Genomic DNA, 25,744 nt, shown 5'->3' on the forward strand with positions numbered 1-25,744 from the left:
AGGGGATCGGTGCCACCGGTGCCCCCCTCGGTCTCCGCCACGATCTTCGACAAGGGAGACCTCAATGGTGAGGCTCTTTGGCACCGACGGCGTCCGAGGTGTCGCCAACATCGATCTGACCGCGGAGCAGGCGTTGTCGCTGGCTTCCGCGGCGGTCGAGGTTCTCGCTGGGCCGAACCGGGCGAGTGGGCCCTCCGGGTCCGGTAAGCCGGTAGTGGTCGTCGGCCGGGACACGCGGCCCTCGGGGGAGTTCCTGGAGGCCGCGGTGGTCGCCGGGCTCGCAGCCTCCGGTGCCGACGTGGCCCGGATCGGGGTGGCACCCACGCCCGCGGTGGCTTACGCCGTCGCAGCCAGCGGCGCGATGTTCGGTGTCATGCTCTCCGCCAGCCACAACCCGATGCCGGACAACGGCATCAAGCTGTTCGCCGCCGGCGGCCTCAAACTGCCCGACGAGGTCGAGGACGCCATCGAGCGGCGGATGGCCCTACCTCCGAGCCGCCGTCCCGTCGGCGCCGACGTCGGTCGGGTCCACGACGAACCGGTTCTCCTCGACCGGTATGCGGCGCATCTGCTGGCCACGCTGCCGGTGCCGCTCGACGGCCTGCGGGTCGTCGTCGACTGTGCCCAGGGCGCCGCCTCCACCTTGGCCCCTCGGGTGCTGCGGGCGGCCGGAGCCGATGTCGTCGCGCTGCACGCCGACGGCGACGGGACAGCGATCAACGACGGCAGCGGTGCCACCCATCTCGACAGCCTGCGTGCCGCGGTCGTGGCGTACGGTGCCGACGTCGGCATCGCCCATGACGGCGACGCGGACCGTTGCCTCGCCGTGGACGCGACCGGTGAGGTCGTCGACGGCGACCAGATCCTGGCGATGTGTGCTCTGGCGCTGGCCGAGCGGGGTGAGCTGGTCGACGACACGGTGGTGGTCACCGTGATGTCGAATCTGGGCTTTCACCACGCGATGCGGGAGGCCGGTATCACCGTCGTCACCACACCCGTCGGGGACCGGTACGTGCTGGAGGCGATGCGCGCCGGAGGCTACGTGCTCGGCGGTGAGCAGAGCGGGCACGTGGTGTTCCTGGACTACGCGACGACCGGCGACGGGTTGTTGACGGCGTTGCGGATCCTGGGCCGGGTCGCCGAGACCGGACAACCGCTCGGCGAGCTCACCAAGGCGATGACCCGGTTGCCCCAGGTGTTGGTGAACGTGCGTGGCGTCGACCGGACGCAGGTGGACACCAATGAGGAACTGCTGCGGGCCGTCGCCCTGGCCAAGGCGGAACTCGGTGACGAGGGTCGGGTGCTGCTGCGGTCGTCCGGCACCGAACCCCTCGTGCGGGTGATGGTCGAGGCGGGCACCGACGCCGCCGCGCGGGCGGTCGCACAGCGGCTCGCCGCCGTCGTGCGCACCGCGTTGCCGCCGGCGCGCTGACCGATCCCGTCGCTGACCGGTCCCGCCGCGGCCACAAGCGGACACCTTGCCCCGAGCGTCCCCCGGTACGCTCTCACCTCCGGGAACCTGCGTACGCTGAGCCGCATGTGCGGGATCATCGGTTACGTCGGCGACCAGGCGGCACTGGATGTCGCATTGAACGGTCTGCGGCGGTTGGAGTACCGGGGTTACGACTCGTCGGGTGTCGCCGTGGTTGGCGCCGGGGCACTGCGGACGGCGCGTCGTGCCGGCAAGCTGTCCAACCTCGAGAAGCTGCTCGCCGAGAATCCGGATTCCAGGCCGATGCCCGGCACCACCGGCATGGGGCATACCCGGTGGGCCACGCACGGTGGACCGACCGACGCGAACGCCCATCCGCACACCGACTGCACCGGCGCCATCGCCGTCATCCACAACGGGATCATCGAGAACTTCGCCGCATTGCGGGTCGAGCTGGAGACGGTCGGCCACGAGCTCGCCAGTGAGACCGACACGGAGGTCGTCGCCCATCTCCTCGAAGTCGAGCTTGCTGGTGCCGGCGCTGGTGCCGACCGCGGGTACGACGGGGGCGCGCATCCGCTGACCGCCGCGCTGCGACGGGTCTGCCGGCGGCTGGAAGGCGCGTTCACCCTGGTCGTGCTGCACCGCGACTTCCCGGAGGTGGTTGTCGGGGCCCGGCGCAACAGCCCGCTAGTCGTGGGGCTCGGTCAGGGGGAGACCTTCCTCGCCAGCGACGTCTCGGCCTTCATCGCCCACACCCGGGAGGCGCTGGAGATCGGGCAGGATCAGGTGGTCGAGGCTCGCCGGGACGGCGTGACGGTGACCGACTTCGGCGGCCAGATCATCGAGGGCCGGCGGTACCACGTCGACTGGGATGCCAGCGCCGCCGAGAAGGGCGGCTACCCGTACTTCATGCTCAAGGAGATCAGCGAGCAGCCGACCGCCCTGGCAGACACGCTGCGCGGTCGGCTTTCCGCCGATGGTGCGATCGTGCTCGACGAGGAGCGGCTGTCTGTCCAGGATTTCCGGGACGTGGACAAGGTCTTCATCGTCGCCTGCGGTACCGCCTACCACGCCGGCCTCATCGCAAAGTACGCGATCGAGCACTGGACCAGGCTGCCCTGCGAGGTCGAGATGGCCTCGGAGTTTCGCTACCGCGACCCGGTGCTCGACCGGTCCACCCTCGTCATCGCGATCAGCCAGAGCGGCGAGACGCTGGACACGCTGATGGCGGTCAAACACGCGCGCGAGCAGAAGGCACGGGTGCTGGCCATCTGCAACACCAACGGTTCTACGATCCCTCGGGAGTCCGATGCGGTGCTGTACACCCGCTGCGGCCCGGAGGTGGGGGTCGCGTCCACCAAGACCTTCCTCGGGCAGGTCGCCGCGTGCCTTCTCGTTGGCCTGTTCCTGGCCCAGGTGCGCGGCGTGCTCTACGGCGATGAGGTCGCTGCGTACGTCGAGCGGCTCCAGCGTATGCCCGAGCTGATCGAACGGACGCTGGGAACGGTCGAGCCGGTGCGGGAGCTCGCCCGTGCCTTGGCCGACGCGAGGGCGGTGCTCTTCCTCGGTCGTCATGTGGGGTACCCGGTGGCCCTGGAAGGGGCCCTCAAGCTCAAGGAACTCGCCTACATGCACGCCGAGGGGTTCCCGGCAGGGGAGCTCAAGCACGGGCCGATCGCGCTCATCGAGCCCGGCCTGCCGGTGTTCGTCGTTGTGCCGTCCCTACGGGGTCGTGCGAACCTGCACGGAAAGATCGTTTCCAACATCCAGGAAGTCCGGGCGCGTGGCGCCCGCACGATCGTGATCGCGGAAGAGAGCGACACCGCCGTCGAACCGTTCGCCGATCATCTCATCCGCGTGCCCGCGACCGCGTCGCTGTTCGCGCCCCTGGTCACGACGCTACCGCTGCAGGTCTTCGCGTGCGAGCTGGCGCTTGCGCGCGGCCTCGATGTCGATCAGCCGCGTAACTTGGCGAAGTCGGTCACAGTCGAATAAGCCCTTCCCCACACTGCGCCTTCGGCGCAGTGTGGGGGCCCCTGGCATCGGGCGGCGTACCGGCGCGGCGGGGGGCTGGGCTCGGGCCTGCCTGGTCAGGTGGACGGCGTCGCTCCGTGCTGACGGCCGTACCAGGCGACCGTCGCCTCCCACAGCGCATCGGCGACGGCGTCGTTGTCGTCGGCGGCGTCGAGCAGGGTCTCGACGAGTTCGGCGCGAGGGGCGCGGCTGAGGAAGACGCGCATCGCGGCGTGGACCGGGTCGTCGGTGAAGAGGGTCTCCTCACCGAGGATCGCGCCGTCCTCCCCCTCGATGTCCTCGTCGTCCTCGGCGAGTCCCGCCGAGCCGGTGGCCACGAGGGCGACCGCGACCGCATGCCGGCAGAACGAGCCGGTGGATCCCTCGGTGCAGGTACAGCCCGTCCGTGGCCCGTCGTCGGTCGCCTCCAGGCGGACCTCGTACGAACCGTCGTCTTCCACCGTGCCGGATGCGTTGGTGGGGCGGATGCGGAGTTGTTCGACTCGACCGAGAAGGGCCAGATTCACCCCTTCTATGAAGACGTCGGTGCCGGCGTGCTGTGCGCAGGCACGTTCCTCGAAGGCTGCCTCGAGCGGGGTGACGGCGTCTCCGCCGTGCCCGTTCTCCCCGGACCCCGAAATGATCACTGCTCAATCCTACGGAATTCGCGCGGTTCGGGGATGCCTAGGCGAGTAGGTCTTGTTGTCGATTGCATCGCGATATATCGTGAGCCTACGTGATGAGGTGTGAGCGGATGGCTCCGGTCGCGCCGACCCGAAGGGAATGATCGTGGTTTCACAGATGATGTCGGGCCCATGGGGCCGCTGGGGATGCGAGGCCGGGTTCGGCCCGTCCCGGCTGCGGGACTTCTTCGAGGCGGTGAGCGCCTGGGGGGAGTGTGGTGGCCGGTCGGAGGCGGTGGCCGGCGAGCAGGACCACTCCGAGAGCGGTCGCGCCGGCCGTGGTGAGCACGGCGGGCATCGTGAGCACGGCGGGCACGGAGGAGGCGGGCCGAGAGGCCGCCGGGGCGGACCGGGCTGGCCGTTCGGCGGCTTTCCCGGCCCGGGGTTCGGTCTGGGGTTCGGCGGCCCCGGTTTTGGCGGTCCCGGCAGCTTCGGCCGTGGGCCGAAGGTGGGGCGGGGTGACGTCCGGGAGGCGCTGCTCGCGCTGCTGGCCGAGGAGCCCATGCACGGCTACCAGATGATCCGTGAGCTCGCGGAGCGTAGTGGTGGCATCTGGCGGCCGAGCCCGGGGTCGGTCTACCCGGTCCTGTCGCTGCTGGCCGACGAGGGGCTCGTGCGCGCGGAGGAGGCGGAGGGCAAGCGAGTCTTCCATCTCACCGACGCCGGGCGGGCGCACGTCGAGGCACGCGCAGGGGGCCGCAAGCCGTGGGAGACTGCCGCGGCGGCGGTCGATGACGATCTCACCAGTTTGCGAACGCTGGCGTTCGCCGTCGGTGCGGCCATCGTCCAGGTGGCCCAGGCCGGAGACGAAGCGCAGATCGCCGCGGCGCGGTCCCTGCTCGCCGAGACCCGCCGTGGTCTCTACCGGATCCTCGCCGGGGACGATGTCGAGCCCCCGACGAGACCGGAGGGTGCCGCCACGGGTACCGGCGCGGACAAGGGCCGCACCGCTCCCGATGGTGGCAGCAAGGACGACGGCAACGGCGGATCGGCCCCGGGGCGGGCTGCGACGCGCTGATCGACGAAGCGTTGATCAGCGGGGCGCGGGCGCCTCGGCGAGGTGGGCGTGAACCGGCTAGCGGGGACCTCACCGGCCGTCCCGGTGCCGACGGCGGGGTAACACCGCGTTTGTGGGAACCTTCCCAGGTGGCGGTGGCGGTGGCGGTGGCGGTGGCGGTGGCGGTGGCGGTGGCGGTGGCGGTGGCGGTGGCGGGCGTCGGCGTGGACGTGGACGTGGACGTGGACGTGGACGTGGTGGATGTTGACCGGTTCGCCGTGACGCTGGCACGCACGCCGGGCATCGCGATGAGGCTGTTCACCGCGACCGAACGGAGCCTCGCCCGGCCCGAGCGGTTGGCCGCCCGGTTCGCGGCGAAGGAGGCGGTCGCCAAGGTTCTCGGCGCACCCCCCGGTCTCGAGTGGCACGACACCGAGGTGGTTCTCGGTACCGGGGGGCGACCGTCGTTACGGATTATCGGCACGGTGGCCGCCGCGGCGGCCCGGCTCGGCATCGCGTCCTGGCATCTCTCGCTCACCCACGACGGCGGCGTGGCCGTGGCGATGGTCGTTGCCGAGACCTGAGCACGGTCGGGTCCGGTGGGCCCGTGCCGGCCTGTCGGGCGCCCGCGGATCGGAGCGGGGCAGCATGTCGGCATGCGCAATGCCCATACGGTTGAACAGGTTCGAGGTGCCGAGGCGCCGCTGCTCGCCTCGCTGCCCCCCGGCGCTCTGATGCAGCGGGCGGTGCACGGGCTCGTCGCGCACGCCGCACGACGCCTCGGGCGGGTCTACGGTGCCCGCGTCGTCGTGCTCGCCGGCGGTGGCGACAACGGTGGTGACGCCCTCTGGGCCGGAGCGCGACTGGCCGCCCGAGGGGCGCGGGTTGATGCGGTGGCACCCGGCCGCACCCATCCGGAAGGCACCGCCGCCCTGCTCGCGGCCGGTGGTCGACTGCACCATCCGGGTCCGGTGGTGGGCGGGGGCGGTCCGGCGGGTGCGGGGCAGCCGATCGACGATGAGCGGCTGCGTATTCTGTTCGCCGCCGCCGATCTGGTGCTGGACGGGTTGCTCGGCATCGGTGGCCGGGGCGGGCTGCGCGAGCCGTACGCCCGGCTCGTCGCTCTGGCGCCCCCCGAACGGACGGTGGCGGTCGACGTCCCCAGCGGGGTGGACGCGGATACCGGGGCCGTCGCGGGGCCGGCGGTCCGGGCGAGCAGTACCGTCACCTTCGGTACCCGCAAACGCGGCTTGTGGCTCATGCCCGGTGCCGCCCACACCGGTCCCGTCGAGCTGGTCGACATCGGACTGAACCTGCCTGAACCCGACCTGTGCGCTCTCGACGATGCCGACGTTGCCGCGGCGCTGCCCGTTCCCAGCCCGAGGGCGTCCAAGTACAGTCGCGGGGTCCTTGGCCTCGTTGCCGGCAGCGGCGCCTATCCGGGCGCCGCGGTGCTCGCGGTCGGCGGCGCGCTGCGCGGCGGCGCCGGGTATCTGCGGGTAGTGACCGAGGGGCACGCTGAGAAGGCCGAGGGCGAGGCCGTCGGCGCGGTCGTGAGCAGGGCCGGCGATTTCGTGCGGATGTCGCATCCCGAGGCCGTCGTGACCGCCATCGAGGCCGGTGACGCCGACGCGATGCTGGCCGCTGGCCGGGTCCAGGCCTGGGCGATCGGCCCGGGCCTGGCGCCGGGACCCGCGGTCCGTACCTTGCTGACGGCGTTGCTGGCGACGGACCTTCCGGTCCTGGTCGACGCGGGAGGCCTCGACCCGCTTGCCGAGATCATCGCGGCGCGGCCCGCTGCCGTCGCCGAGCGGGCGGCGCCGGTGCTGATCACACCGCATGAGGGCGAGTTCCAGCGGTTCGTCTCGGTCGCTCTTGGCGGGGATGCGCAGACCACCGCCGCCGAACTCGCCGACGATCGGCTCGCCGTTCTCCGGCGGGCCGCGGCGGCGACGGGAGCGGTGATCCTGCTCAAGGGCGCCCGCACGCTCGTCGTGCGGCCGGATGGATCGGCGCTGGTCAACACGACCGGATCGGCATGGCTGGGGACCGCCGGGACCGGTGACGTGCTGACCGGCCTGATCGGGTCGCTGCTCGCCGCCGGGCTCGCCCCGGCGACGGCCGGGGCGGTCGGCGCCTATCTGCACGGCCGGGCCGCCGAGCGGGCCCCCGTGCCGCTGGCAGCGAATGATCTGCCCGCCATCCTGCCCCAGGTCATCGGCGACCTGCTCGACCAGCGACGGATGCCACGCGGAGTAGCGTGACGGCGTGACCGAACAGCGGGCCGATCCTCCTGCCGGGAATGATCTTCGTTCCTATGCCGCCATCGATCTCGACGCGGTCCGCACGTCGGTGGCCGCCCTCGTCGCCCGGGCAGGCGACGCCGCCACCATGGCGGTCGTCAAGGCTGACGGCTACGGCCATGGCATGATCCCGTGCGCGCGGGCGGCCCTGGAGGGCGGGGCCACCTGGCTCGGCACGGCGTTCCTCGAGGAGGCGCTCGCCCTGCGCGCGGCCGGGTTCACCGTCCCGGTGCTGTCCTGGCTCGCGGCGCCCAGTGAATCGTTCGCCGCCGCCATCGCCGCGGATGTCGACCTGTCCGCGTCCGCGGGCTGGGCGCTCGAGGAGACCGCCGCGGCGGCCCGGCGGACCGGCCGTACCGCCCGGGTGCACCTCAAGGCGGACACGGGCCTCGGCCGGGCGGGAGCCACGGAGGCCGACTGGCCGGCGCTGTGCGACGCCGCGGCGGCACTCGAGGCCGAGGGCGTGATCGAGGTGATCGGCGTGTGGAGCCACTTCGCGTTCGCCGATGCCCCCGGGCATCCCACGGTGCAGGGTCAGATCGGGCGTTTCCGGGATGCGATCGACATCGCCACGAAGGCGGGGCTACACCCATCCGTGCGGCATCTGGCGAACTCGGCGGCCACCCTGGTCAGCCCGGAGGCGCATTTCGACCTGGTCCGACCGGGAGTGTCCGTTTACGGACTGTCCCCGGGCCCGGAGGTCGGGCCGCCGGCGGCCTTCGGTCTGCGCCCCGCGATGACGCTGACGACGCACGCCGCGTTGACCAAGCGGGTACCGGCGGGAACCGGCGTCTCCTACGCGCACCGGTACACGACAACACGCGAGACGACGCTCGCCGTGGTGCCGCTGGGCTACGCCGACGGCATCCCCAGGTCCGCGACGAACACCGCGGAGGTGCTGTTCGGCGGGCGGCGCCGCCGCATCGCCGGCACGGTCTGCATGGATCAGTTCGTCCTCGATGTGGGTGACGACCAGGTGGCGGCCGGCGACGAGGTGCTGCTCTTCGGCCCCGGTGACCGCGGCGAACCGACCGCGGACGACTGGGCTGCGGCGCTGGGCACCATCAACTACGAGATCGTCAGCCGGGTCGGGGCTCGGGTCCCCCGCCGCTACGTCTGATGACAGCCCGTCGGGCGGCCTCGCGGGCGGCGCCGGACGAGTCGAAGATGCGGGATGCGGGATGCGGGCTCAGCCGCAGCCGCCGGGGTCGCAGGCACCGCCGGAACCGTGACCGCCGGTGGGCGACACGTGGCCGCCGAGCGAGCCGCGCTCCATCCGCCGACGCACGGGGCGGGAGACGGCGGCCTCGCGCTCGGCCTCCTCGAGGCGGGAACGGGTAGTCAGTGTCAGCATCACCGGCCCGGCCGACACCGGAGCCGGAGCCGCGGCGCCGGGGCCCTCGGCCGGCTCGGTGTCGTCCGGCACCCCCAGCGCGGCGGCGCGCTCCGGGCCCGTCAGACGACGGCCGGCGCTCGCCGGGATGTCCTTGCTCCTGTGCCACCTCAGCCGCACGATCTCCGCCTCCGGTCCACACCCGCTGATCGATCTGATCCCACCGGATCCGCCCGCTTCCGGCTTCTCGATCCAGTCGATCCAGCCGGGGGCGGCACTTCCACGGTAGTCGGCCCGCTCCCACCCGGTCCGGCGGGCGTCGGCGCTGTGGCCTACGCCCGGCTTGTCTTCTTCACGACATTTGTCGTCTTCACGACGCCCGGTGCCGTCGCGACGCGTCGCACCGGCGTGGATCCGGTGCCGTGGGGCGGGGCCCATCCCCTAGACTCGGCCCGGAGTCGTGACTGGCGCATCGAGGTGGAACTGACCACCGGGGAGCGATCGAGCGGAACGGTGCCGCGCGCCTGGGCACCCCCGGCCGGATCAGACCTGCCGGAGGTCAAGGTGCATCAACCACCGATTCCCCGCCTCGCCGTCGCCGATCCCGAACTCGCCGGTCTCGTCGAGGCCGAAGCCACGCGCCAGTTCTCGTCGATCAGGCTGATCGCGTCGGAGAACTACGTCTCTACCGCGGTGCTGGAGGCGTCCGGCTCCGTGCTGACCAACAAGTACTCCGAGGGCTACGTCGGTCGGCGTTACTACGAGGGTCAGCAGGTCATCGATCCGATCGAGACGCTTGCGGTCGACCGTGCCAAGGCGCTGTTCGGGGTCGAGCACGCCAACGTCCAGCCGTACTCGGGTTCCCCGGCGAACCTCGCCGTCTATCTGGCCTTCGCCGAGCCAGGGGACACCGTGATGGGCCTGTCGTTGCCGATGGGCGGCCATCTGACCCACGGCTGGAGCGTCTCCGCGACCGGCACGTGGTTCCGCAGCGTCCGGTACGGCGTGCGCGCCGGCACCGGCCGCATCGACCTGGACGAGGTGCGCGACCTCGCCCTGGCCGAGCGTCCCAGGATTATTTTCTGCGGCGGTACGGCGATCCCGCGGACGATCGACTTCCCGGGGTTCGCCGCGATCGCGCGGGAGGTCGGGGCGGTGCTCGTCGCGGACATCGCGCACATCGCCGGGCTGATCGCGGGCGGGGCACACCCCTCGCCGGTGGGGCACGCCCCGGTGATCTCCACCACCACGCACAAGACGCTGCGCGGCCCGCGCGGGGCGATGCTCCTCTCCGACGCCGAGCACGCCACCGCGATCGACAAGGCGGTGTTCCCGGGCCTGCAGGGCGGGCCGCACAACCACACCACCGCGGCGATCGCCGTCGCCCTGCGCGAGGCGGCGGCACCCGCGTTCCGCGACTACGCGCACGCGGTCGTGGCGAACGCCCGCGCGCTGGCCGAGGCCCTGGTGGAGCGGGGCTTCGACCTGGTCACCGGCGGTACCGACAACCATCTGATCCTGATCGACCTGACCGGCAGGGACATCGGCGGCAAGCCCGCGGCCCGGGCGCTCGACCAGGCCGGGATCGAGCTGAACTACAACGCGGTGCCCTTCGACCAGCGCAGGCCCTTCGACCCGTCCGGTATCCGACTGGGAACCGCCGCCATCACCACCCGCGGCCTGGGCGCCGGTCACATGCCGGTGCTCGCCGGCTGGATCGACGATGTCGTCAAGGCCGCCGTGGCCGGCGACACCGCGACCATCACCCGGGTCCGGGAGCAGGTCACCGAGCTGACCGCCGCCTTCCCGATGCCGGGCTTCGCCTGAGCACGGGATCCGCGTACAGGCCCGGTAAGCGGCCCCGGCTGACGCCCCCCACGTCCCGGCCGGGGGCCCGTCGGCCGGCGTGGCCGGGTGCATCATCGGTGCAGAAGAGGCCCCGAGGAGAGGTGGCGCCGATGGCGAAGACCGTGGGTGCGATCGCGGGTTCCCGCTCGGCTCGGGCCACGGGGTCGCTCGGGGTGGTCGGTGCCGCTGCCGTCGCGGCGGGCCTGGTCGCCGAGCGGCGGATGATCCGCCGTCGGCGTGGGATGGCCGATCTCGCGTCCGACGCGCGGATCGAGCCGATCAGGGGTTGGGTCACCACCGTGATCGCGGGGGACGGTATTCCGCTGTACATCGAGGAGATCGGCCCGTCGGACGCCCCGGTGACGCTGGTGTTCGTCCACGGGTTCTGCGTCACGGCCGATTCCTGGATCCTGCAGCAGCGGGCGCTCACGGACCTCGGCCGGATGGTCTTCTATGATCAGCGGGCGCATGGGCGTTCCGGGCCGTCCGAGGTCAAGAACTGCACCATCGACGTACTCGCCGACGACCTCTTCCGAGTGATCACCGAGCGGGTCCCCCGGGGGCCGATCATCCTGGTGGGCCATTCGATGGGCGGCATGACGGTGCTGGGTCTGGCCGACACCCACCCGGAACTGTTCGATGACCGCATCGTCGGGGTGGCCCTGCTCGCCACCAGCGCCGGTGAGCTGGCCCGGCTGACCTTCGGGCTGCCGGCGTCGGTGACCGGGGTGGTGCGCCGCGTTCTGCCGGGTTTCGCGGTCGGTATGCGGCACGCGCCGAGCCTGCTCGAACGTGCCCGGCGGCGGGGCAGCGACCTGTCGTGGGAGCTGACGCGGCGCATCGGGTTCGGATCGACCGAACTACCGCCGTCGGTGGTCTCCTTCCTGGAGACCATGGTCGCGGACACCCCGATCCCGGTCATCGCGGCGTTCCTGCCCACCCTGCTCGACCACGATCGGCTCGTGGCGGCCGAGCGGCTGGCGGAGATCCCGACCGTGCTCATCGTCGGGGACGCCGACCTGATGACCCCGCTTGCCCACAGCCGCACCCTGGCGGAGGTGTTGCCCCGGGCGGAGCTCATCGTCGAGGAGGGCGCCGGGCACGCCATCATGTTGGAACGCCCGGACGTGGTGAACGCCGCCATCCGGGAGATGGCACGGCAGGCGATGGTGCCACGCGCCATGCCGCGCCCGCGGTCGGCACGGGCCGACCGGTCGGCGCCGGCACAGACCGGTCGGTCGGGACGGACCGGTCGGTCGGGACGGACCGGTCGGTCGGGGTCGGCACGGGCCGGTCGGTCGGCACGGTCCGAGACATTCTCCGTCTCCCCACGCGGGCCCCGGAGCGAGGCGACGACGGAAGGCACATGAACACGGTCGAGGTGTCCACGGCGGAGCGCATGCGGGAGTTCGGGGCCTGGTTGGCCGCCCTGCTGCGACCCGGGGACCTGCTCGTGCTCTCCGGCCCGCTTGGCGCGGGCAAGACGGTCCTGGCCCAGGGGATCGCGGCCGGGCTGGGCGTGCGGGAAACGGTCACCTCGCCGACGTTCGTGCTGGCCCGGATCTACCCGGACGGGCGGATTCCCCTCGTGCACGTGGACGCCTACCGGCTCGGTGGGGTCGCCGAGGTCGACGATCTCGACCTCGACGCCGACGTCGACACCTCGGTCACCGTGGTCGAGTGGGGCGTCGGTCTTGTGGAACGTCTCACGCAGGATCATCTGGAGATCGTGATCTCCCGGCCACGTGCCGACGAGGTCGGGGAGACTCGGATAGTCCGCCTCGTCCCGTCCGGGGCCAGCTGGATCGAACGGCTGCGCGCACGTGCGCCGGTGAGTTGAGACTCCCCGCATCGACCCGCCGCGCGCGGCGTGACATCGGTGGCATCGTGGTGGTGGAGCGGGTGCCCGCCGTGGTCGGCGAGGCGATCCGTAGTCTGGACGAGTGCTGGTGATGGCTCTTGACACATCCACGGCAGCGTGCTCGGTCGCGCTTGCCGAGCTGACGTCGTCCGACCCCGCGCGGCCGGTGAGTGGGACGGGTGGCGAGCGCGCCGCGCTCGGGGTGCACGTGTGGCCGCGAGCGGTCATGGTCACCGTCGACGCCCGCCGCCACGGGGAGTTGCTGGCGTCGTCGATGCGCGCGGTGCTCGCCGAGGGGGGTGCCCGCCCCACCGATCTCGACGTCGTGGTCGTGGGCGCCGGTCCCGGGCCGTTCACCAGTCTGCGGGTCGGGATGGTGACCGCCGCCGCCTTCGCTGACGCACTGGGCGTGCCGGTGCACGGGGTGTGCTCACTGGATGCCATCGGTGCCGCCACCGGCGGCTCCGTCGCCGTCGTGACGGATGCCCGTCGGCGCGAGGTCTTCTGGGCCTGTTACCGCGACGGGGTGCGGGTCGGCGATCCGGCCGTTGGCCGTCCGGCCGACGTCGTCCGGTTCCTGCGCGGCCTCGGTGTCGACCGCGTCGTCGGCCCGGGAACGGTGCTCTACCCGGAGATCTTCGTCGAACTCGCCGCGGCCGCAGCCGGTACCACGGCCGGGGAGGCGCCCGCGCCCGGCGCAGGCCAGGCGGACGACGGCTATCCCCGGCCAGAGCTGCTCGTCGGTCTCGCCGGGGCCGACGTGCTGGCCGGGCGCGCTCCCCAGCCCCTCGTCCCGCTCTACCTGCGGCGGCCGGACGCGACCGAACCGCATACACCGAAGCCGGTCACGGTTTGACGCAGCCGCGATCACACCCTACCGGTCCGGATGGGCCGGATCTGCTCCTCGTTCCAATGCGCTGGTGGCACGTGGCGATGGTCGCCGAGCTGGAGCAGACGGTATTCGACATCGATCCGTGGACGGCCGAGCTGTTCTGGTCCGAACTCGCGCAGGGCGAGCAGCGACGGTACCTGACGGCGCTGTGGCGTCCACAGGGCGTCCCGACGCACGACACGTCCGCGATCGTCGGTTATGCGGGGCTGGCGCTTGCCGAGGACGGCGCCTACATCCAGACGATCGGCGTTGTGCCCCGGATGCGCGGGCGGGGGGTGGGCGCCCGTCTGATGATCGCCCTGCTGCGTGACGCCCGGCGGGCGGGTGCCCGCAGCTGCGGGCTGGAGGTCCGCACCGACAACCAGGCGGCCCGCGCCCTCTACAGCCGGCTCGGTTTTGTCGACATTGGGCTGCGTCGCGGTTACTACCAGCCTTCCGGCGGAGATGCCTACGTGATGCGGGTCCGGAAGATCGACACCATTGGTTACGCGGAGCTGCTCGACCGCGTCGAGGCGACGTTGCTCATCACCTCTCGGGCCGAGCCCTGACCTGTTCGAACCGCCAGGCACGCGGATCGCCGTTCGTCAGCTCGGCCGGTGGTTCCGGCAGCGGGCAGCGGGTGTCCCCGGTAGTCTGCGCGGACGTGCCCGCATCGGGCGGCGTCCGCAGCATGATGACGATGAGATCCTCGCCCCGTTGGCTGCTGACGTAGACCTCGCCGTCTCGCTCCGCAAGCGCATCGATCGCCCAGTCCCGCAGGCCGCCCGCCCGGCCGGCCGCCGCCTTGGCCTCCCACATCCAGATCATGTCCTCATGGTGCCCCATGTCCCCGTGCGCTCATGTGCTCATGGGCCCCGTGGCGCCGGGCGCCGACCGGTGGGAGCGGGCCGCCGCGAAGGGGGCCGGGTCTTGGCCAGGGGTCGGCTCGGGACGACCTGAATTCCCGCCGTCTTGTCAGATCCGACCGTCTTGGTTGACGTCTGCGGCGCGGGTGCTAAGTTGGCACTCGGCACGTGAGAGTGCCAGCGACAACAGGCGCCTGTTCACCCGCGACGGCAGGCCGCCAGGGTCGCTCTCTCATCCAGCGCAGGAAGGGGGAGGTCGATCGTGACGACCGCCACCAAGGTTGCTATCAAGCCTCTCGAGGACCGTATCGTCGTGCAGCCCTCCGACGCGGAGCAGACCACCGCGTCCGGGATCGTGATTCCGGACACGGCGAAGGAGAAGCCCCAGGAGGGTATCGTTCTCGCGGTCGGCCCGGGTCGGTTCGAGGACGGCAAGCGCGTCCCGCTCGACGTCAAGGTCGGCGACGTGGTGCTCTACAGCAAGTACGGCGGCACCGAGGTCAAGTACTCGGGCGAGGAGTACCTCGTGCTCTCCGCTCGCGACGTTCTCGCGATCATCGAGAAGTAGGCCGCTCGCCGGTAGCACCAAGGGGCGCGTCCCGCTGGCGGCCGCCCGGTTCCCGCCGGGCCCGCCGGCGGGGCGCGCTCCTGCTGTTTTCCACCGGTATTCGGTGTCGGGAGGACAACCAGGTATGCCGAAGATTCTGACGTTCAACGAGGACGCCCGCCGCGCGCTCGAGCACGGGGTGAACGCCCTGGCCAACGCGGTCAAGGTGACGATCGGCCCGCGTGGTCGCAACGTCGTCATCGACAAGCACTACGGCGCTGCGACGATCACCAATGACGGGGTGACGATCGCGCGCGAGATCGAGCTGGAGGACCCCTACGAGAACCTGGGTGCCCAGCTCGCGAAGGAAGTCGCCACCAAGACCAACGACGTGGCTGGCGACGGCACCACGACGGCGACCGTGCTAGCCCAGGAAATGGTGCGCTTCGGTCTCAAGCAGGTGACCGCGGGGGCCGCCCCACTGGCGCTGAAGCTGGGCATCGAGGCCGCCGTCGAGGCCGTCTCCGCGGCCCTGCTGAAGCAGGCCATCGAGGTCAACTCGAAGGAGACCATCGCCCAGGTCGCCGCCATCTCCGCTCAGGACTCGCAGGTCGGGGAACTGATCGCCGAGGCGATCGACAAGATCGGCAAGGATGGCGTCATCACGGTCGAGGAGAGCCAGACCCTCGGGCTGGATCTTGAATTGACCGAGGGCATGCAGTTCGACAAGGGCTACATCTCGCCGTACTTCGTCACGGACGCCGAGGCCCAGGAGGCCGTGCTTGAGGACGCCTACGTCCTGCTCTACCCGGGCAAGATCTCGGCGCTGAACGAAATCCTGCCCGTGCTGGAGCAGGTCGTCCAGGAGCGCAAGCCGCTGCTGATCATCGCCGAGGAGGTCGAGGGCGAGGCCCTGTCCACCCTGGTGGTGAACTCGATCCGCAAGACCTTCCAGGTCGTCGCGGTCAAGGCTCCCGGGTTCGGGGACCGCCGCAAGGCACTGCTGCAGGACATTGCCGTGCTTACCGGCGGCCAGGTGGTGGCCTCGGAGGTCGGTCTCTCCCTCGATGCGGTGACGTTGGCCGACCTGGGCCGGGCCCGGCGGGTCACGGTGGACAAGGACAACACCACCATCGTCGACGGGGCTGGCGAGGCCTCCTCGATCGCAGATCGGGTGCGTCAGCTCAAGCAGGAGATCGAGGTCAGCGACTCCGACTGGGACCGCGAGAAGCTGCAGGAGCGGTTGGCCAAGCTCGCCGGTGGGGTCGCGGTCATCCGCGTCGGCGCCGCCACCGAGGTGGAGCTCAAGGAGAAGAAGCACCGCCTCGAGGACGCCGTGTCGGCCACCCGCGCGGCCATCGAGGAGGGCATCATCGCCGGCGGCGGTTCCGCGCTCACCCACGTGGCGTCCGTGCTCGACGACGGGCTTGGCCGTACCGGGGACGAGCTCGCCGGGGTACGGATCGTGCGCTCCGCGCTCGACGCCCCGCTGTCGTGGATCGCGCGCAACGCTGGTCTGGAGGGCGCGGTCATCGTCTCCAAGGTCAAGGAGCTCGAGCCGGGTCGTGGGTACAACGCGGCCACCGGCGAGTACACCGATCTGATCGCGGCCGGCGTCGTCGACCCGGTCAAGGTCACCCGGTCGGCGGTGGCGAACGCCGCCTCGATCGCGGCTCTGCTCATCACCACCGAGGGTCTGGTCGTCGAGAAGCCGGCGGAGCCCGCTTCCCAGGACGGCCGCGGCCACGGGCACGGGCACAGTCACCCGCAGGGCCCGGGTTTCTGACCGGATCGGCGTCGTGGGGCCTCGCCGGGTGCGGCCCGGCCCCCGGGCCCCGGTACGTCCGGAGCCCGGTCGGTCCTTGATGATCGACCGGGCTCCGGCGCGTTGGGTCGCTGCCGCGTCGGGTCGCTGTCGGGTCGCTCACCCGTCGTGGGTGGTCCAGGAGACCAGGACCGGCTATCCCGACCCGTCCGCCTATCGGCCCCTGGCCGCCCTCTCTCAGCAGGCCGGTGCGAGTCCGGGCCGGGCCGGGGTGCGTCTCGTGGTCCCCCGCCGGGAGCGGCCGGTGAGGATCGCATCCCGTTCGGACTCGCTCAGCCCGCCCCATACGCCATAGGGCTCCCGGGCGGTCAGCGCGTACTCACCGCAGGCGCGGATGACTGGGCAGCGGGCGCAGACCGCCTTGGCCGCGGCCTCACGGGCGGCTCTGGCCGGCCCCCGTTCGCCCTCCGGGTGGAAGAAGAGCTCCGTGCTCTCACCACGGCACGCCCCGTGCAGCTGCCATTCCCACTTCTCCGCGCCGGGGCCTGGAAGTCGTCGGACGTCGGTCATCGATCTGAGCCCCCTTTCGACCTGAGCGGCAAGCGCCGCCACTTCACCGTAGTACCGGGCCACCCTCTGAGTGATCTTGAAATTTCACCCGGGTGAGCCCGCGTCACGGGTCGTTCCGCCCGGCCGTTGCACGGTCGGGAAGTCCCTGGATGTCCAGGGATCTCAGGCGGATCAGGGTCCGAGTCGGCCGCGGGACTTCCGGCCGGCGCCGTGTTCCGTCATGGCTGACCGACCGCGCCGGATCCGCAGGTCCGGCGGAACTTTTGTTGACGGTTGAACGCCTACCCCGGTGGTCGGCTGGTCACACGGCCTGAGCGGGAATTAGCGTGGCCACCGCCGGCCGCGCTCCGTCGGCGCGCAGCATCCACCCCGGCCGGGTGTCCGGTCAGGCGGCGACGCGAGTCCGCCTCAGCGCGAGTCCGCCTCCGAGGCGGCGGATGCCTCGTAGATCCCGTCGGCGAAGCCGCGGGCGTAATCCCAGCTGACGTAGCACGACGGGTCCGGCGCGAACGCCGGCTCGTGGACTCTCGTCCGCCCCTCGTTGAGAAGGTTGCGCAGGTTGCCAGCCAGCAGGTCCCAGTCGAAGAAGTGGGGCTCGGCGCAGCCCTCGCAGTCGACGACAAGGCCGCGGTAGCCGCGCGGCTCGAGCAGCGTGCGGAAGACGTCGAGGTCTCCCAGCTCGGCGAGGACTTCCTCCCGCTCGTGCAAGGACAGCGGTTCGAGCAGGTCGAGGTCGTCAACGGAGTCGAGGCGCGCGAGCTCGGCAGCCGGATCCTCGGGGTCGCCCGCGAAGGGGTCGACAGGCTCGTCGCTCACGACGACCACGCTACGCTTGCCCGGACTGCTTAGTGGTCCCGATCCGGAGTCTCGGCACCGATGTGCGGCGCTCTGGACATAGTCCGTCGCGGTCGGTCCGCTGTTCTGCTGGGCGCGCGGGTCCCGATCAGGCCCGGTGGGCGGCGCTGTGGTATAGAAAAATGTTATCCATGGCGATGTCGGTCACGGGCGATGTCGGTCACGCCGGAACCGCCGATATGTGCCGGTGACCTCTACGATGGAGTCTGTGCCGCCGCTCGGTGCCCGGTTCTGGTAGCCCGGTTCTGGTAGTAGGTACACTTTTCCGCCGTTGCGCGCGACCCGTCGCTCCAGGACGGCGGGCGGGGCTCGTGCCGCGGCGTCGGTCTGGGTCCGCGGCCTCGGTCAACGCGGAATGGAAGGTGCCATGAACGGTCCCCTCGCCACCGATTTCACGTTGCCGGCCGGGGTGGGCACCCACGTCGGCGCGCGTCCCGACCTGCTGGGGGCCGATGCCGCCGCGGTACCGCCGAAGCTGGCGATGCTCGGGCTGACCTTCGACGACGTGCTGCTGCTTCCGGCCGCCTCCGACCTGGTACCGGCGGAGGCGGACACGACGACCCGCCTGTCGCGGAGCATCGATCTCGCCGTGCCGTTGGTGTCGTCGGCCATGGACACGGTGACCGAGGCCCGCATGGCCATCGCGATGGCGCGCCAGGGCGGGGTCGGGGTACTGCATCGCAACCTCTCGATCGACGAGCAGGCGCAGCAGGTCGACATGGTGAAGCGTTCCGAGTCCGGGATGATCACCGCACCGGTGACCTGCGGGCCCGACGCCACCTTGGAGGACGCGAACGTCCTCATGGCGAGGTACCGGATCTCGGGTGTCCCGGTGACGGAATCCGACGGCCGGCTGGTCGGTATTGTGACGAACCGGGACATCCGCTTCGAACGGGACTACTCGCGTCGAGTGCAGGACGTCATGACCCCGATGCCGCTGATCACCGCACCGGTGGGCGTCTCGCCGGAGGACGCGCTCGCCCTGCTCCGCCGCCACAAGGTCGAGAAGCTGCCGATCGTGGACGAGCGTGATCGGCTGCGCGGTCTGATCACAGTCAAGGACTTCACCAAGCGGGAGCAGTACCCGCACGCCACCAAGGACACCGATGGCCGGCTGATGGTCGGCGCCGCCGTCGGTGTGGGGGAGGACGCCTACAAGCGCGCCCAGGTCCTCGTCGCCGCCGGGGTCGACTTCCTCGTCGTGGACACCGCGCACGGGCATCATCGAGCCGTGCCCGACGTGGTGCGCCGGATCAAGACCGACATGCCGACCGGGGTGGACGGCCGGCCGCTCGACGTGATCGGTGGCAACGTGGCGACCGGGGCCGGTGCGGCGGCGCTGATCGCGGCCGGGGCGGACGCCATCAAGGTCGGGGTCGGGCCCGGCTCGATCTGTACCACCCGGGTGGTGAGCGGCGTCGGCGTCCCCCAGGTCACGGCCATCTACGAGGCATCGCGCGTCGCCCGGGAGCACGGTGTGCCGGTAATCGGAGACGGCGGCCTGCAGTACTCGGGTGACATCGCGAAGGCCATCGCCGTCGGCGCCGACACGGTCATGCTGGGCAGCCTGCTGGCCGGTGTCGACGAGAGCCCAGGAGAGTTGATCTTCATCAACGGCAAGCAGTACAAGGCTTACCGGGGCATGGGCTCGCTCGGCGCCATGCGTAGCCGCGGCAGCGCGCGGTCGTACTCGAAGGATCGGTACTTCCAGGACGACGTGCTTTCCGATGACAAACTGGTTCCCGAGGGCGTCGAGGGCCAGGTGCCCTATCGGGGTCCACTGGCGGCCGTGGCCCATCAGCTGGTCGGCGGTCTGCGGGCGGCGATGGGCTACACCGGCTCGCCCACCATCCGGCGGATGCAGGACGAGGCGCAGTTGATCCGTATTACCTCGGCGGGGCTGATCGAGAGTCACCCCCACGACATCCAGATGACCGTCGAGGCGCCGAACTACAACTCCGCGCGCTGACGCCGTCGCGCCGCGCGACCGACCAGGCCGTCGCCGGGCCGTCCCCAGGCCGGTGACGGCCGTCGCGTCTCGTGCGCGGTCACCTGGTCATCTGGTCATCTGGTCACCGGGATGTTCGGTCAGTCGTGGAGCAGATACGTCGGTTTTCCGGTCGGCACGAGCCTGCCGGCCCAATCAGGAGGCGCCAGCAGTGGCAGAGATCGAGATCGGCATCGGCAAGAGCGCGCGGATCGCGTATGGTCTCGACGCCGTCGGCATCATTCCATCCCGTCGGACCCGTGACCCGGCGGACGTCTCGCTCGCCTGGGAGATCGACGCCTACCGGTTCGACCTGCCGCTCGTGGCCGCTCCGGCCGACGCGGTGACCTCACCCGCGTCGGCGATCGCGCTCGGCCGGCTCGGTGGTCTCGGTGTTCTGCACATCGAGGGGCTGTGGACCCGGTACGAGGAGCCGGAGAACCACATCGCCGAGCTCAGCAAGATCGGGGCCGCCCAGGGCCCGGACGCGGCAACCGATCGGCTGCGCGCGTTGTACTCCGCGCCGGTCCAGCCGGGGCTGATCGCGCAGCGTCTCACCGAGCTTCGGGACGCTGGGGTGGTCGTGGCCGCGGCGCTGCGCCCGCAGAAGGTCAAGGCCCTGTGCCCGCACGTACTGGCCGCCGGGATCGATCTGCTCGTCATCCACGGTACGGCGGTTTCGGCGGAGCATCAGTCCCGCCGCAGCGAGCCGCTCAACCTCAAACGGTTCATCGGGCAGCTGGACATCCCGGTGCTGGTCGGCGGGTGCGCGTCGTTCTCCACCGCCTTGCACCTCATGCGCACCGGGGCGGCCGGTGTCATCGTGGGCGTCGGGTCCGGCTTCGGTGACCGTACCCGGGACGAGCTCGGGGTCGGCGTGCCGCTCGCCACCGCCATCGCGGACGCGGCCGGTGCGCGCATGCGTTATCTCGACGAGTCGGGCGGCCGCTACGTCCACGTCGTCGCGCATGGTGACCTTCGGACTGGCGGTGACGTCGCGAAGGCGGTGGCCTGCGGCGCGGACGCGGTCATGGTGGACGCGGCGCTCGCGGCCGCGGGGGAGGCCCCGGGCCAGGGCGGGGTCTGGCCGATGGACGTGCTGCACTCCGACCTGCCGCGGGGACGCTGGTCGCCGGTGGCCCCGACCGGGATGCTCGCGCAGATCGTGACCGGTCCGGGCATGGCGACCAGCACCGGTGTCCTCAACCTGGCCGGCGGCCTGCGCACGGCAATGGCGACGACGGGATACGCAACTTTGAAGGAGTTCCAGAAGGCGGAGATCATGGTGACTGCCAGTCCGTGACCGACGATGCACGTCATGCGTGGTCGTCGGGCGTCCTGCGAGGCGGTAGCCGTCGCGTGAGGTATCGCTCGCTGGTGCGCGAGCCCGACGGGCGTGCCCGTGGTGTGCCAACCACCGGCGGTACCCGGTCGATCCGGGCTCTTACCCGACATGGCACCCTGGAAGCGGTCCGTCTCCGGCATGAAGGACGACAGATGCGTCTCGACGAGCACGGCCGTTGGGTCAGCGATGACGGTGCCTATGTCTGGGACGAGGCCGCCCAGACCTGGCAGCCGTCATCGGCAGCGCCGCCGGCCGGTCCGTCGGCCTTGGCGCGATTCGGTAACCATCCCGGTGGGCCCGCCTTCGGTGCCGGTCCGGTCGGGGAGCCTGGATCCGGTCGGGCCGGGTCCGATGTAGGAGCGCAGGGCGGTTCGTTCGGTGGGCGGCCCGGCGCTGCCGGCTCGTCGCCCGATTCCGGGCCCAGCGCCGTGGAAGCGGCTCCGGCACCGCCGAGCTGGGGCGGGGCGCTCACCGATTCACCCCGCCCCCTGAGCGGCCCGGTGGCCACGCCATCAGCGCCGGACACACAGGGGCTGGCACCCTACGGCCCCACCGGCCAGCGCGGCCGGTGGGGGGAACCGGCCGCGGACGTCATTGCACCGCGCGGGCCGTCGGAGTGGGGCGATCTGACCGGTCCGGCCCGCCGCGCGGGTGCGGCGGATCCCGTCGATCCGGTGGCTGCGCCCGCAGGGCCGGCCGCAGCGCAGACGACCTGGGGCGACGGCGACTCGACTGGCGAGATCCGGCGTGTCGGGGGCATGGCGGCGACGTACGCCCCGTCCACCGGTGGTGCGGCGGACGGCACACCGCGGTGGGACGGCGATCCGGACGGCGGGCCGGAGCCGTATGCCGGGTCGTTCGACGAGCACGACAGTGGATGGGCACCGTCCGGGCCCACCTCCCGGCGCGGGGCGACGGCTCGGCGCCGGGCGGCGGCCCGGCGTGCCGAGGCCGGCGGGCTGCCGGCACGGGTCACCGCGCTCGTCCAGCACGTGCGCGACCGTCCGCCGCTGCTGATCGGCGCCGCCGTCGTTCTCGTCTGCCTCGGGCTCGGCGTCATCGGATTCCTCGCCCTCGGCGGCGGTGGATCGGGCTCCGGGACCGCGGCCGGGCCGGCCGCGGTGGGGAAGGGCCGTTACTCCCCGGAGGTCCGTCGGGCATATCTCAGCTCGTGCCTCGACGTCAGCAACGGTAACGAAGGCTATTGCACCTGCACGCTGGAGAAGCTGGAAGCCGACTACACCCAGGAGGAGTACCAGCGGTTCAGCGACAACGTCCAGTCCGAGTCGTCGCAGCGCATCGTGCGGGAGATCTATGCCGCCTGCCGTGACAAACGATGACGATTACCGGTGTACAGTGGGTTGACAGAACTATTATCACATGCCTAGATGGGCTGCGGGACGACGGACGAGAGTGCTATTGCTTTTTCGTCGGTGATGTGATAAGATGTCCTTCACGTATCAACGGGCGGTCATGGCGGTGCGGTTCTCCGGGACACATCCCGAGACCGCTCCTCCCGGAGCGAGGCTGCCCCACGTGCATTCGTCCGCCCGGGCGGGGGACCCGGTGGCGTGGCCAGATCACACATTTACCCGACGCACGTCCACGCGATGACTGCCCGCATCGTGCTGACCAGGGGGGCAGGAGATGCCGCCCTATGATCAAATACAGCGGTTCAGTGGCCATGATGCCTGAATCCGGGATAACGTCGCCGACGTCCGGCGCCCGCGCCCGGAGGCGGGTGACAGTTCTGTGACGACCTACGACACCGACCGCGACGGTGCCACGGGGCGCCCGGCTGCCTCCCGTCGTGACGACGATTTCTTCGCGGTGGAGCGGGTGGGCGAGCAGGCAGCCCGTCCTGTCTCCCGTGAGCCCGCGCCCACGTCCTGGGATTCGACTCCCTGGCCCCGGCGTGAGCCGGCGCCGAGACCGGGACCGGCCATGCCGCCGGCAGGCGGCGGTGCGCGTCCCGCCGATCCCTTCGACGTGACCACCACCTGGGACGGTCCGGCGCCGGGACCCGCCGGTGGACGCCCGCCGGGCATCTCGGTGACCCCCCCCGCTCCCGCTGGCCCGTCTACCCCGGCGGTGTCATCCGCCGCTCCGGTGGCTCCTCCTGTTCCTCCTGTTCCCAGGGGTCCTCGGGTTTCCGCCGGTCCGCCACCGACCGCGTCCCGGCCGACGTCCTACCTCCCCTCGGCGTCCCCGCCACCGCCCGCGGCGTCCAGGACGGCTGCGAGGCCGCCCGACCTGCAGGTGGGCGGGCCCGCTCGAGAGGCCTATCCGGTCCCGACCGGTCCGCCGTCGGGACCGGTGCAGATGGGCCGTTCCCCACGGGCCGGCGGGGCGGCGGGGACCACCTCCGGGACGAGATCGGGGGGTGGCGCTTCCGCAGACCCGTTCACCGGCGGGTTTCCGATCTCCGCCCGACCGGTTCCCGCGCCACCGTCCCGGGCTGTTCCCACATCGTCGGCGGACCTCAGGAGAGCTCCGGGCCAGTCGGGCACCCCGAGCCGGGTCACCGGCCCGGCCTTCCCGGTGGTGCCCGGGAGCTTTGGCGTGACCGCCGCCGCACCGCCGCCCGATGCCGGGCCCCGAACCGCATACTCCTCGACGGATCCTTGGAACGGGCACAGCTCGCCCCGCGTTCAACTGCCCGGTGCGGGCGCGCCCGCACCGGGCCCGGGCCCCCTGAACCGGGAGGCCGGCGGGGTCCGTCCCGGTGGCGGTGGATCCGCCGGTCCGGGCGCGACCTCATCAACTCCGCCCCGCGGATTCGGGGGCGCGGCAGCCTATCTGCCGGGATCGGCGTCGAGTCGTCCCGGCAGGGACCCGGGTCCGGGAAGAAGGGGCCCGAACGGCGGTTCTGGGGGCAACGGCGGTTCCGGGGGACTGCCCCCACACTCCCGCCAGGACCGTCTGCGCTCCCGCCAGGATCGTCCGCGGGACCCCCGCGACGGCGGAGCGGATCTCGCAGGCTGGCGGACTCCCCTGTCCGGCACCGAAGACGTCGTCCGTCCTCTCCCGCCCAACGGGCCCAACGGGATCGCCGGACTGGTCCCCGGCCGTGAGGACCCGCTCTCCGGACCGCTCCCGGTGGCCCGGCGACGATCGTCGGTGGAGACTGCGACGGGGAGCGACTGGAGGATGCCGGCGAATCGGGCATCTGGACCGAGGGACTCGTTGGCCGGTCCGACTGACCGGTTGCCCGGCCAGAACGGGCTGCCCGCTCCGGCCCGCGGCCGGGCGCTCGCGGCCCCGGAGCGGCGGGCGGCTCCCGAGGCCGGCGCCGATGCGTCGCGGGCCAGCGGTCGGCCCGCCGACCTGGCTGTACCTCGGGTCGAGGAGACGATGACGACCGCTCGTCCGCTGTATCGGCCAGACGCCTCCGCGCCGCCGGCCGGGACCGGTGCGCGTGGCCTGGTCGGAACTCCGTTGCCGCCGGTGGGGCGCCGACCCGAGTCTCCCTCGGAGAGGACGTCCCTGGTGCCCCGGCGGGGATCGGGAAAGGCCAGAGGTGCCGGCCCCGCGCCGGATGACGACAGCGGCTGGCAGCCCTCCCGGTCGGTGCGCAAACCGAGTGGTCGCAGTGTGCCTGCCGACCGCCGCCGCACCCCGAATCCGGTGACCGACACCAACAATCTCCAACCGGTCTCGGCTCCTCAGCCCATCCGGTCATCCGGATCGACGCGATCGGGTGAGCGGGGTGCGGCGAACGGCGGCGAGCGCCGGCGTGGCACCGCGGACCGGGCCGGTCGCGCTGGCGGAACCGGCGCCAGGAGCCGTGGGCATGCTGGCCGGCATGAGGAGGGCGCCGAGGCCGGCGGCCATTCCGGGCCTGGGCGGCGGGCCTCCGGACGTGATGCCCGCGCGGTGGGGCTGCGGGAACCGGGGGATGCCCGGGATGAGCCGGACGACGAGGACCTCTCCGGCGAGGATCGCCTCGCCTGGCTTCATCAGGGTTGGATCGGTCCTTTGGCCGTTGCGTTGCTCCTCGCGTTGCTCGCGGTTGGCGGCTATGCACTCCTGCGCGGCGATGGCGACGGCAAGAGCGCGCCGTCGGTTTCGCCGGCTCCCCCCATCGGCTTGCCGACGCCCACCACGACCAGCCCGGACGCGATCAATGGCAAGGCGATGATTGATGGCAGCTGGGAATGCCGGCTTGTTACCGGGACGAATCCCCTGAAGCTGTCCGACAATGTCGTCGGTGTGCTCGTGGTCGAACGGACCGCCGGTGCCTACAGTTGGGGCGGCACCGCCGGTCAGTACACGATCACGCCGGTGGCCGGTAATGACGGCGGGAATGTGATCGGCAACGTGAAGTTCACCGGCGGGCCACTGAAGGATCTTTCCGGGGTGCACATCGCCAAGCCCGGGGCCGGAATCCGCGACAAGGCGCAGGGCACGCTGGAACTCACCGCGAGTGGCAGTGCGCCGCACCGATACTGCGGGGTGAACTGAG

The 25,744-nt window shown here is 71.6% G+C and carries 23 protein-coding genes and 1 riboswitch; of the genes, 17 read left to right on the forward strand and 6 right to left on the reverse strand.

Going from position 1 to position 25,744, the window contains the following annotated elements; genetic code table 11:
- The first annotated feature begins 64 nt into the window (after positions 1–64).
- Together glmM and glmS are read left to right on the forward strand one after the other, a co-directional pair.
- Positions 65–1,432 (forward strand): phosphoglucosamine mutase, encoded by a 1,368-nt coding sequence (gene glmM, locus AC08OU_RS00720; protein WP_476598529.1) that lies wholly within the window; start codon positions 65–67, stop codon positions 1,430–1,432.
- A gap of 105 nt (positions 1,433–1,537) precedes the next feature.
- Positions 1,538–3,430, forward strand: a complete 1,893-nt coding sequence (gene glmS, locus AC08OU_RS00725; RefSeq protein WP_476598527.1) for a glutamine--fructose-6-phosphate transaminase (isomerizing) — start codon at positions 1,538–1,540, stop codon at positions 3,428–3,430.
- A gap of 95 nt (positions 3,431–3,525) precedes the next feature.
- Here the strand turns inward: glmS and AC08OU_RS00730 are convergent, their stop codons facing one another.
- Positions 3,526–4,095 (reverse strand): SWIM zinc finger family protein, encoded by a 570-nt coding sequence (locus AC08OU_RS00730; protein ID WP_476598525.1) that lies wholly within the window; start codon positions 4,093–4,095, stop codon positions 3,526–3,528.
- Between the two features lie 154 nt (positions 4,096–4,249).
- Between AC08OU_RS00730 and AC08OU_RS00735 the strand changes: the two genes are divergently transcribed.
- From AC08OU_RS00735 to alr, 4 genes are all read left to right on the forward strand, one after another.
- Positions 4,250–5,149, forward strand: a complete 900-nt coding sequence (locus AC08OU_RS00735; protein ID WP_476598523.1) for a PadR family transcriptional regulator — start codon at positions 4,250–4,252, stop codon at positions 5,147–5,149.
- Between the two features lie 182 nt (positions 5,150–5,331).
- Positions 5,332–5,712: a holo-ACP synthase gene (locus AC08OU_RS00740; protein WP_476604082.1), complete on the forward strand. Its 381-nt coding sequence runs from the start codon at positions 5,332–5,334 to the stop codon at positions 5,710–5,712.
- Between the two features lie 72 nt (positions 5,713–5,784).
- The gene (locus AC08OU_RS00745) at positions 5,785–7,392 is read left to right on the forward strand and encodes an NAD(P)H-hydrate dehydratase (protein ID WP_476598522.1); all 1,608 of its coding nucleotides are present in this window, start codon (positions 5,785–5,787) and stop codon (positions 7,390–7,392) included.
- 4 nt (positions 7,393–7,396) lie between these two features.
- Positions 7,397–8,551, forward strand: a complete 1,155-nt coding sequence (alr, locus tag AC08OU_RS00750) for an alanine racemase (protein WP_462185716.1) — start codon at positions 7,397–7,399, stop codon at positions 8,549–8,551.
- A gap of 69 nt (positions 8,552–8,620) precedes the next feature.
- Here the strand turns inward: alr and AC08OU_RS00755 are convergent, their stop codons facing one another.
- The gene (locus AC08OU_RS00755) at positions 8,621–8,944 is read right to left on the reverse strand and encodes a hypothetical protein (protein ID WP_476598520.1); all 324 of its coding nucleotides are present in this window, start codon (positions 8,942–8,944) and stop codon (positions 8,621–8,623) included.
- Between the two features lie 270 nt (positions 8,945–9,214).
- A riboswitch (ZMP/ZTP riboswitch) is annotated at positions 9,215–9,301 on the forward strand.
- Between the two features lie 27 nt (positions 9,302–9,328).
- On the opposite strand from AC08OU_RS00755, the gene AC08OU_RS00760 reads away from it, so the two are divergent.
- The 5 genes from AC08OU_RS00760 (at position 9,329) to rimI (ending at position 13,913) form a co-directional block, all read left to right on the forward strand.
- A complete protein-coding gene (locus AC08OU_RS00760; protein WP_476604083.1) occupies positions 9,329–10,591 on the forward strand; it encodes a serine hydroxymethyltransferase in 1,263 nt (420 codons plus the stop codon).
- A gap of 131 nt (positions 10,592–10,722) precedes the next feature.
- Positions 10,723–11,982, forward strand: a complete 1,260-nt coding sequence (locus AC08OU_RS00765; RefSeq protein WP_476598518.1) for an alpha/beta fold hydrolase — start codon at positions 10,723–10,725, stop codon at positions 11,980–11,982.
- Positions 11,979–12,452, forward strand: coding sequence for a tRNA (adenosine(37)-N6)-threonylcarbamoyltransferase complex ATPase subunit type 1 TsaE (gene tsaE, locus AC08OU_RS00770; RefSeq protein ID WP_462185719.1), 474 nt, complete (start codon positions 11,979–11,981; stop codon positions 12,450–12,452). The genes AC08OU_RS00765 and tsaE overlap by 4 nt, the downstream gene beginning before the upstream one ends.
- A gap of 112 nt (positions 12,453–12,564) precedes the next feature.
- Positions 12,565–13,329 carry a tRNA (adenosine(37)-N6)-threonylcarbamoyltransferase complex dimerization subunit type 1 TsaB gene (gene tsaB, locus AC08OU_RS00775; RefSeq protein WP_462202448.1) on the forward strand — a complete coding sequence of 255 codons (765 nt, stop codon included), beginning with the start codon at positions 12,565–12,567 and terminating at the stop codon, positions 13,327–13,329.
- The gene (gene rimI, locus AC08OU_RS00780; protein ID WP_462185722.1) at positions 13,326–13,913 is read left to right on the forward strand and encodes a ribosomal protein S18-alanine N-acetyltransferase; all 588 of its coding nucleotides are present in this window, start codon (positions 13,326–13,328) and stop codon (positions 13,911–13,913) included. The genes tsaB and rimI overlap by 4 nt, the downstream gene beginning before the upstream one ends.
- On the opposite strand, the gene AC08OU_RS00785 is transcribed toward rimI, so the two are convergent.
- Entirely contained in the window at positions 13,891–14,172 is a 282-nt protein-coding gene (locus AC08OU_RS00785) for a hypothetical protein (protein WP_476592318.1), read from the reverse strand. The two genes, rimI and AC08OU_RS00785, sit on opposite strands and share 23 nt — an antisense overlap.
- 300 nt (positions 14,173–14,472) lie before the next feature.
- Here AC08OU_RS00785 and groES point away from each other — a divergent pair, with 300 nt between their 5' ends.
- Together groES and groL are read left to right on the forward strand one after the other, a co-directional pair.
- Positions 14,473–14,778, forward strand: coding sequence for a co-chaperone GroES (gene groES, locus AC08OU_RS00790; RefSeq protein ID WP_011435085.1), 306 nt, complete (start codon positions 14,473–14,475; stop codon positions 14,776–14,778).
- A 124-nt stretch (positions 14,779–14,902) separates the two neighbouring features.
- On the forward strand, positions 14,903–16,543 hold the full coding sequence (gene groL / locus AC08OU_RS00795; protein WP_476598514.1) for a chaperonin GroEL: 1,641 nt from the start codon (positions 14,903–14,905) through the stop codon (positions 16,541–16,543).
- Positions 16,544–16,759: 216 nt separating this feature from the next.
- Here the strand turns inward: groL and AC08OU_RS00800 are convergent, their stop codons facing one another.
- Together AC08OU_RS00800 and AC08OU_RS00805 are read right to left on the reverse strand one after the other, a co-directional pair.
- Complete coding sequence (locus AC08OU_RS00800) at positions 16,760–17,092, reverse strand: WhiB family transcriptional regulator (protein ID WP_476598512.1); 333 nt, start codon at positions 17,090–17,092, stop codon at positions 16,760–16,762.
- Between the two features lie 408 nt (positions 17,093–17,500).
- Positions 17,501–17,917, reverse strand: coding sequence for a DUF5319 domain-containing protein (locus AC08OU_RS00805; protein WP_462185726.1), 417 nt, complete (start codon positions 17,915–17,917; stop codon positions 17,501–17,503).
- Positions 17,918–18,314: 397 nt separating this feature from the next.
- Here AC08OU_RS00805 and guaB point away from each other — a divergent pair, with 397 nt between their 5' ends.
- The 3 genes from guaB (at position 18,315) to AC08OU_RS00820 (ending at position 22,619) form a co-directional block, all read left to right on the forward strand.
- A complete protein-coding gene (gene guaB, locus AC08OU_RS00810; RefSeq protein ID WP_462185727.1) occupies positions 18,315–19,916 on the forward strand; it encodes an IMP dehydrogenase in 1,602 nt (533 codons plus the stop codon).
- Positions 19,917–20,106: 190 nt separating this feature from the next.
- A complete protein-coding gene (locus tag AC08OU_RS00815) occupies positions 20,107–21,237 on the forward strand; it encodes a GuaB3 family IMP dehydrogenase-related protein (protein ID WP_476598510.1) in 1,131 nt (376 codons plus the stop codon).
- Between the two features lie 194 nt (positions 21,238–21,431).
- A complete protein-coding gene (locus AC08OU_RS00820; protein ID WP_476598508.1) occupies positions 21,432–22,619 on the forward strand; it encodes a hypothetical protein in 1,188 nt (395 codons plus the stop codon).
- Between the two features lie 2,338 nt (positions 22,620–24,957).
- Here the strand turns inward: AC08OU_RS00820 and AC08OU_RS00825 are convergent.
- Positions 24,958–25,239, reverse strand: coding sequence for a hypothetical protein (locus AC08OU_RS00825; RefSeq protein ID WP_476598506.1), 282 nt, complete (start codon positions 25,237–25,239; stop codon positions 24,958–24,960).
- 18 nt (positions 25,240–25,257) lie between these two features.
- On the opposite strand from AC08OU_RS00825, the gene AC08OU_RS00830 reads away from it, so the two are divergent.
- Complete coding sequence (locus AC08OU_RS00830) at positions 25,258–25,743, forward strand: hypothetical protein (protein ID WP_476604079.1); 486 nt, start codon at positions 25,258–25,260, stop codon at positions 25,741–25,743.
- Position 25,744 lies beyond the last annotated feature (1 nt).

Source organism: Frankia sp. CcMO1 (genome assembly GCF_977945845.1).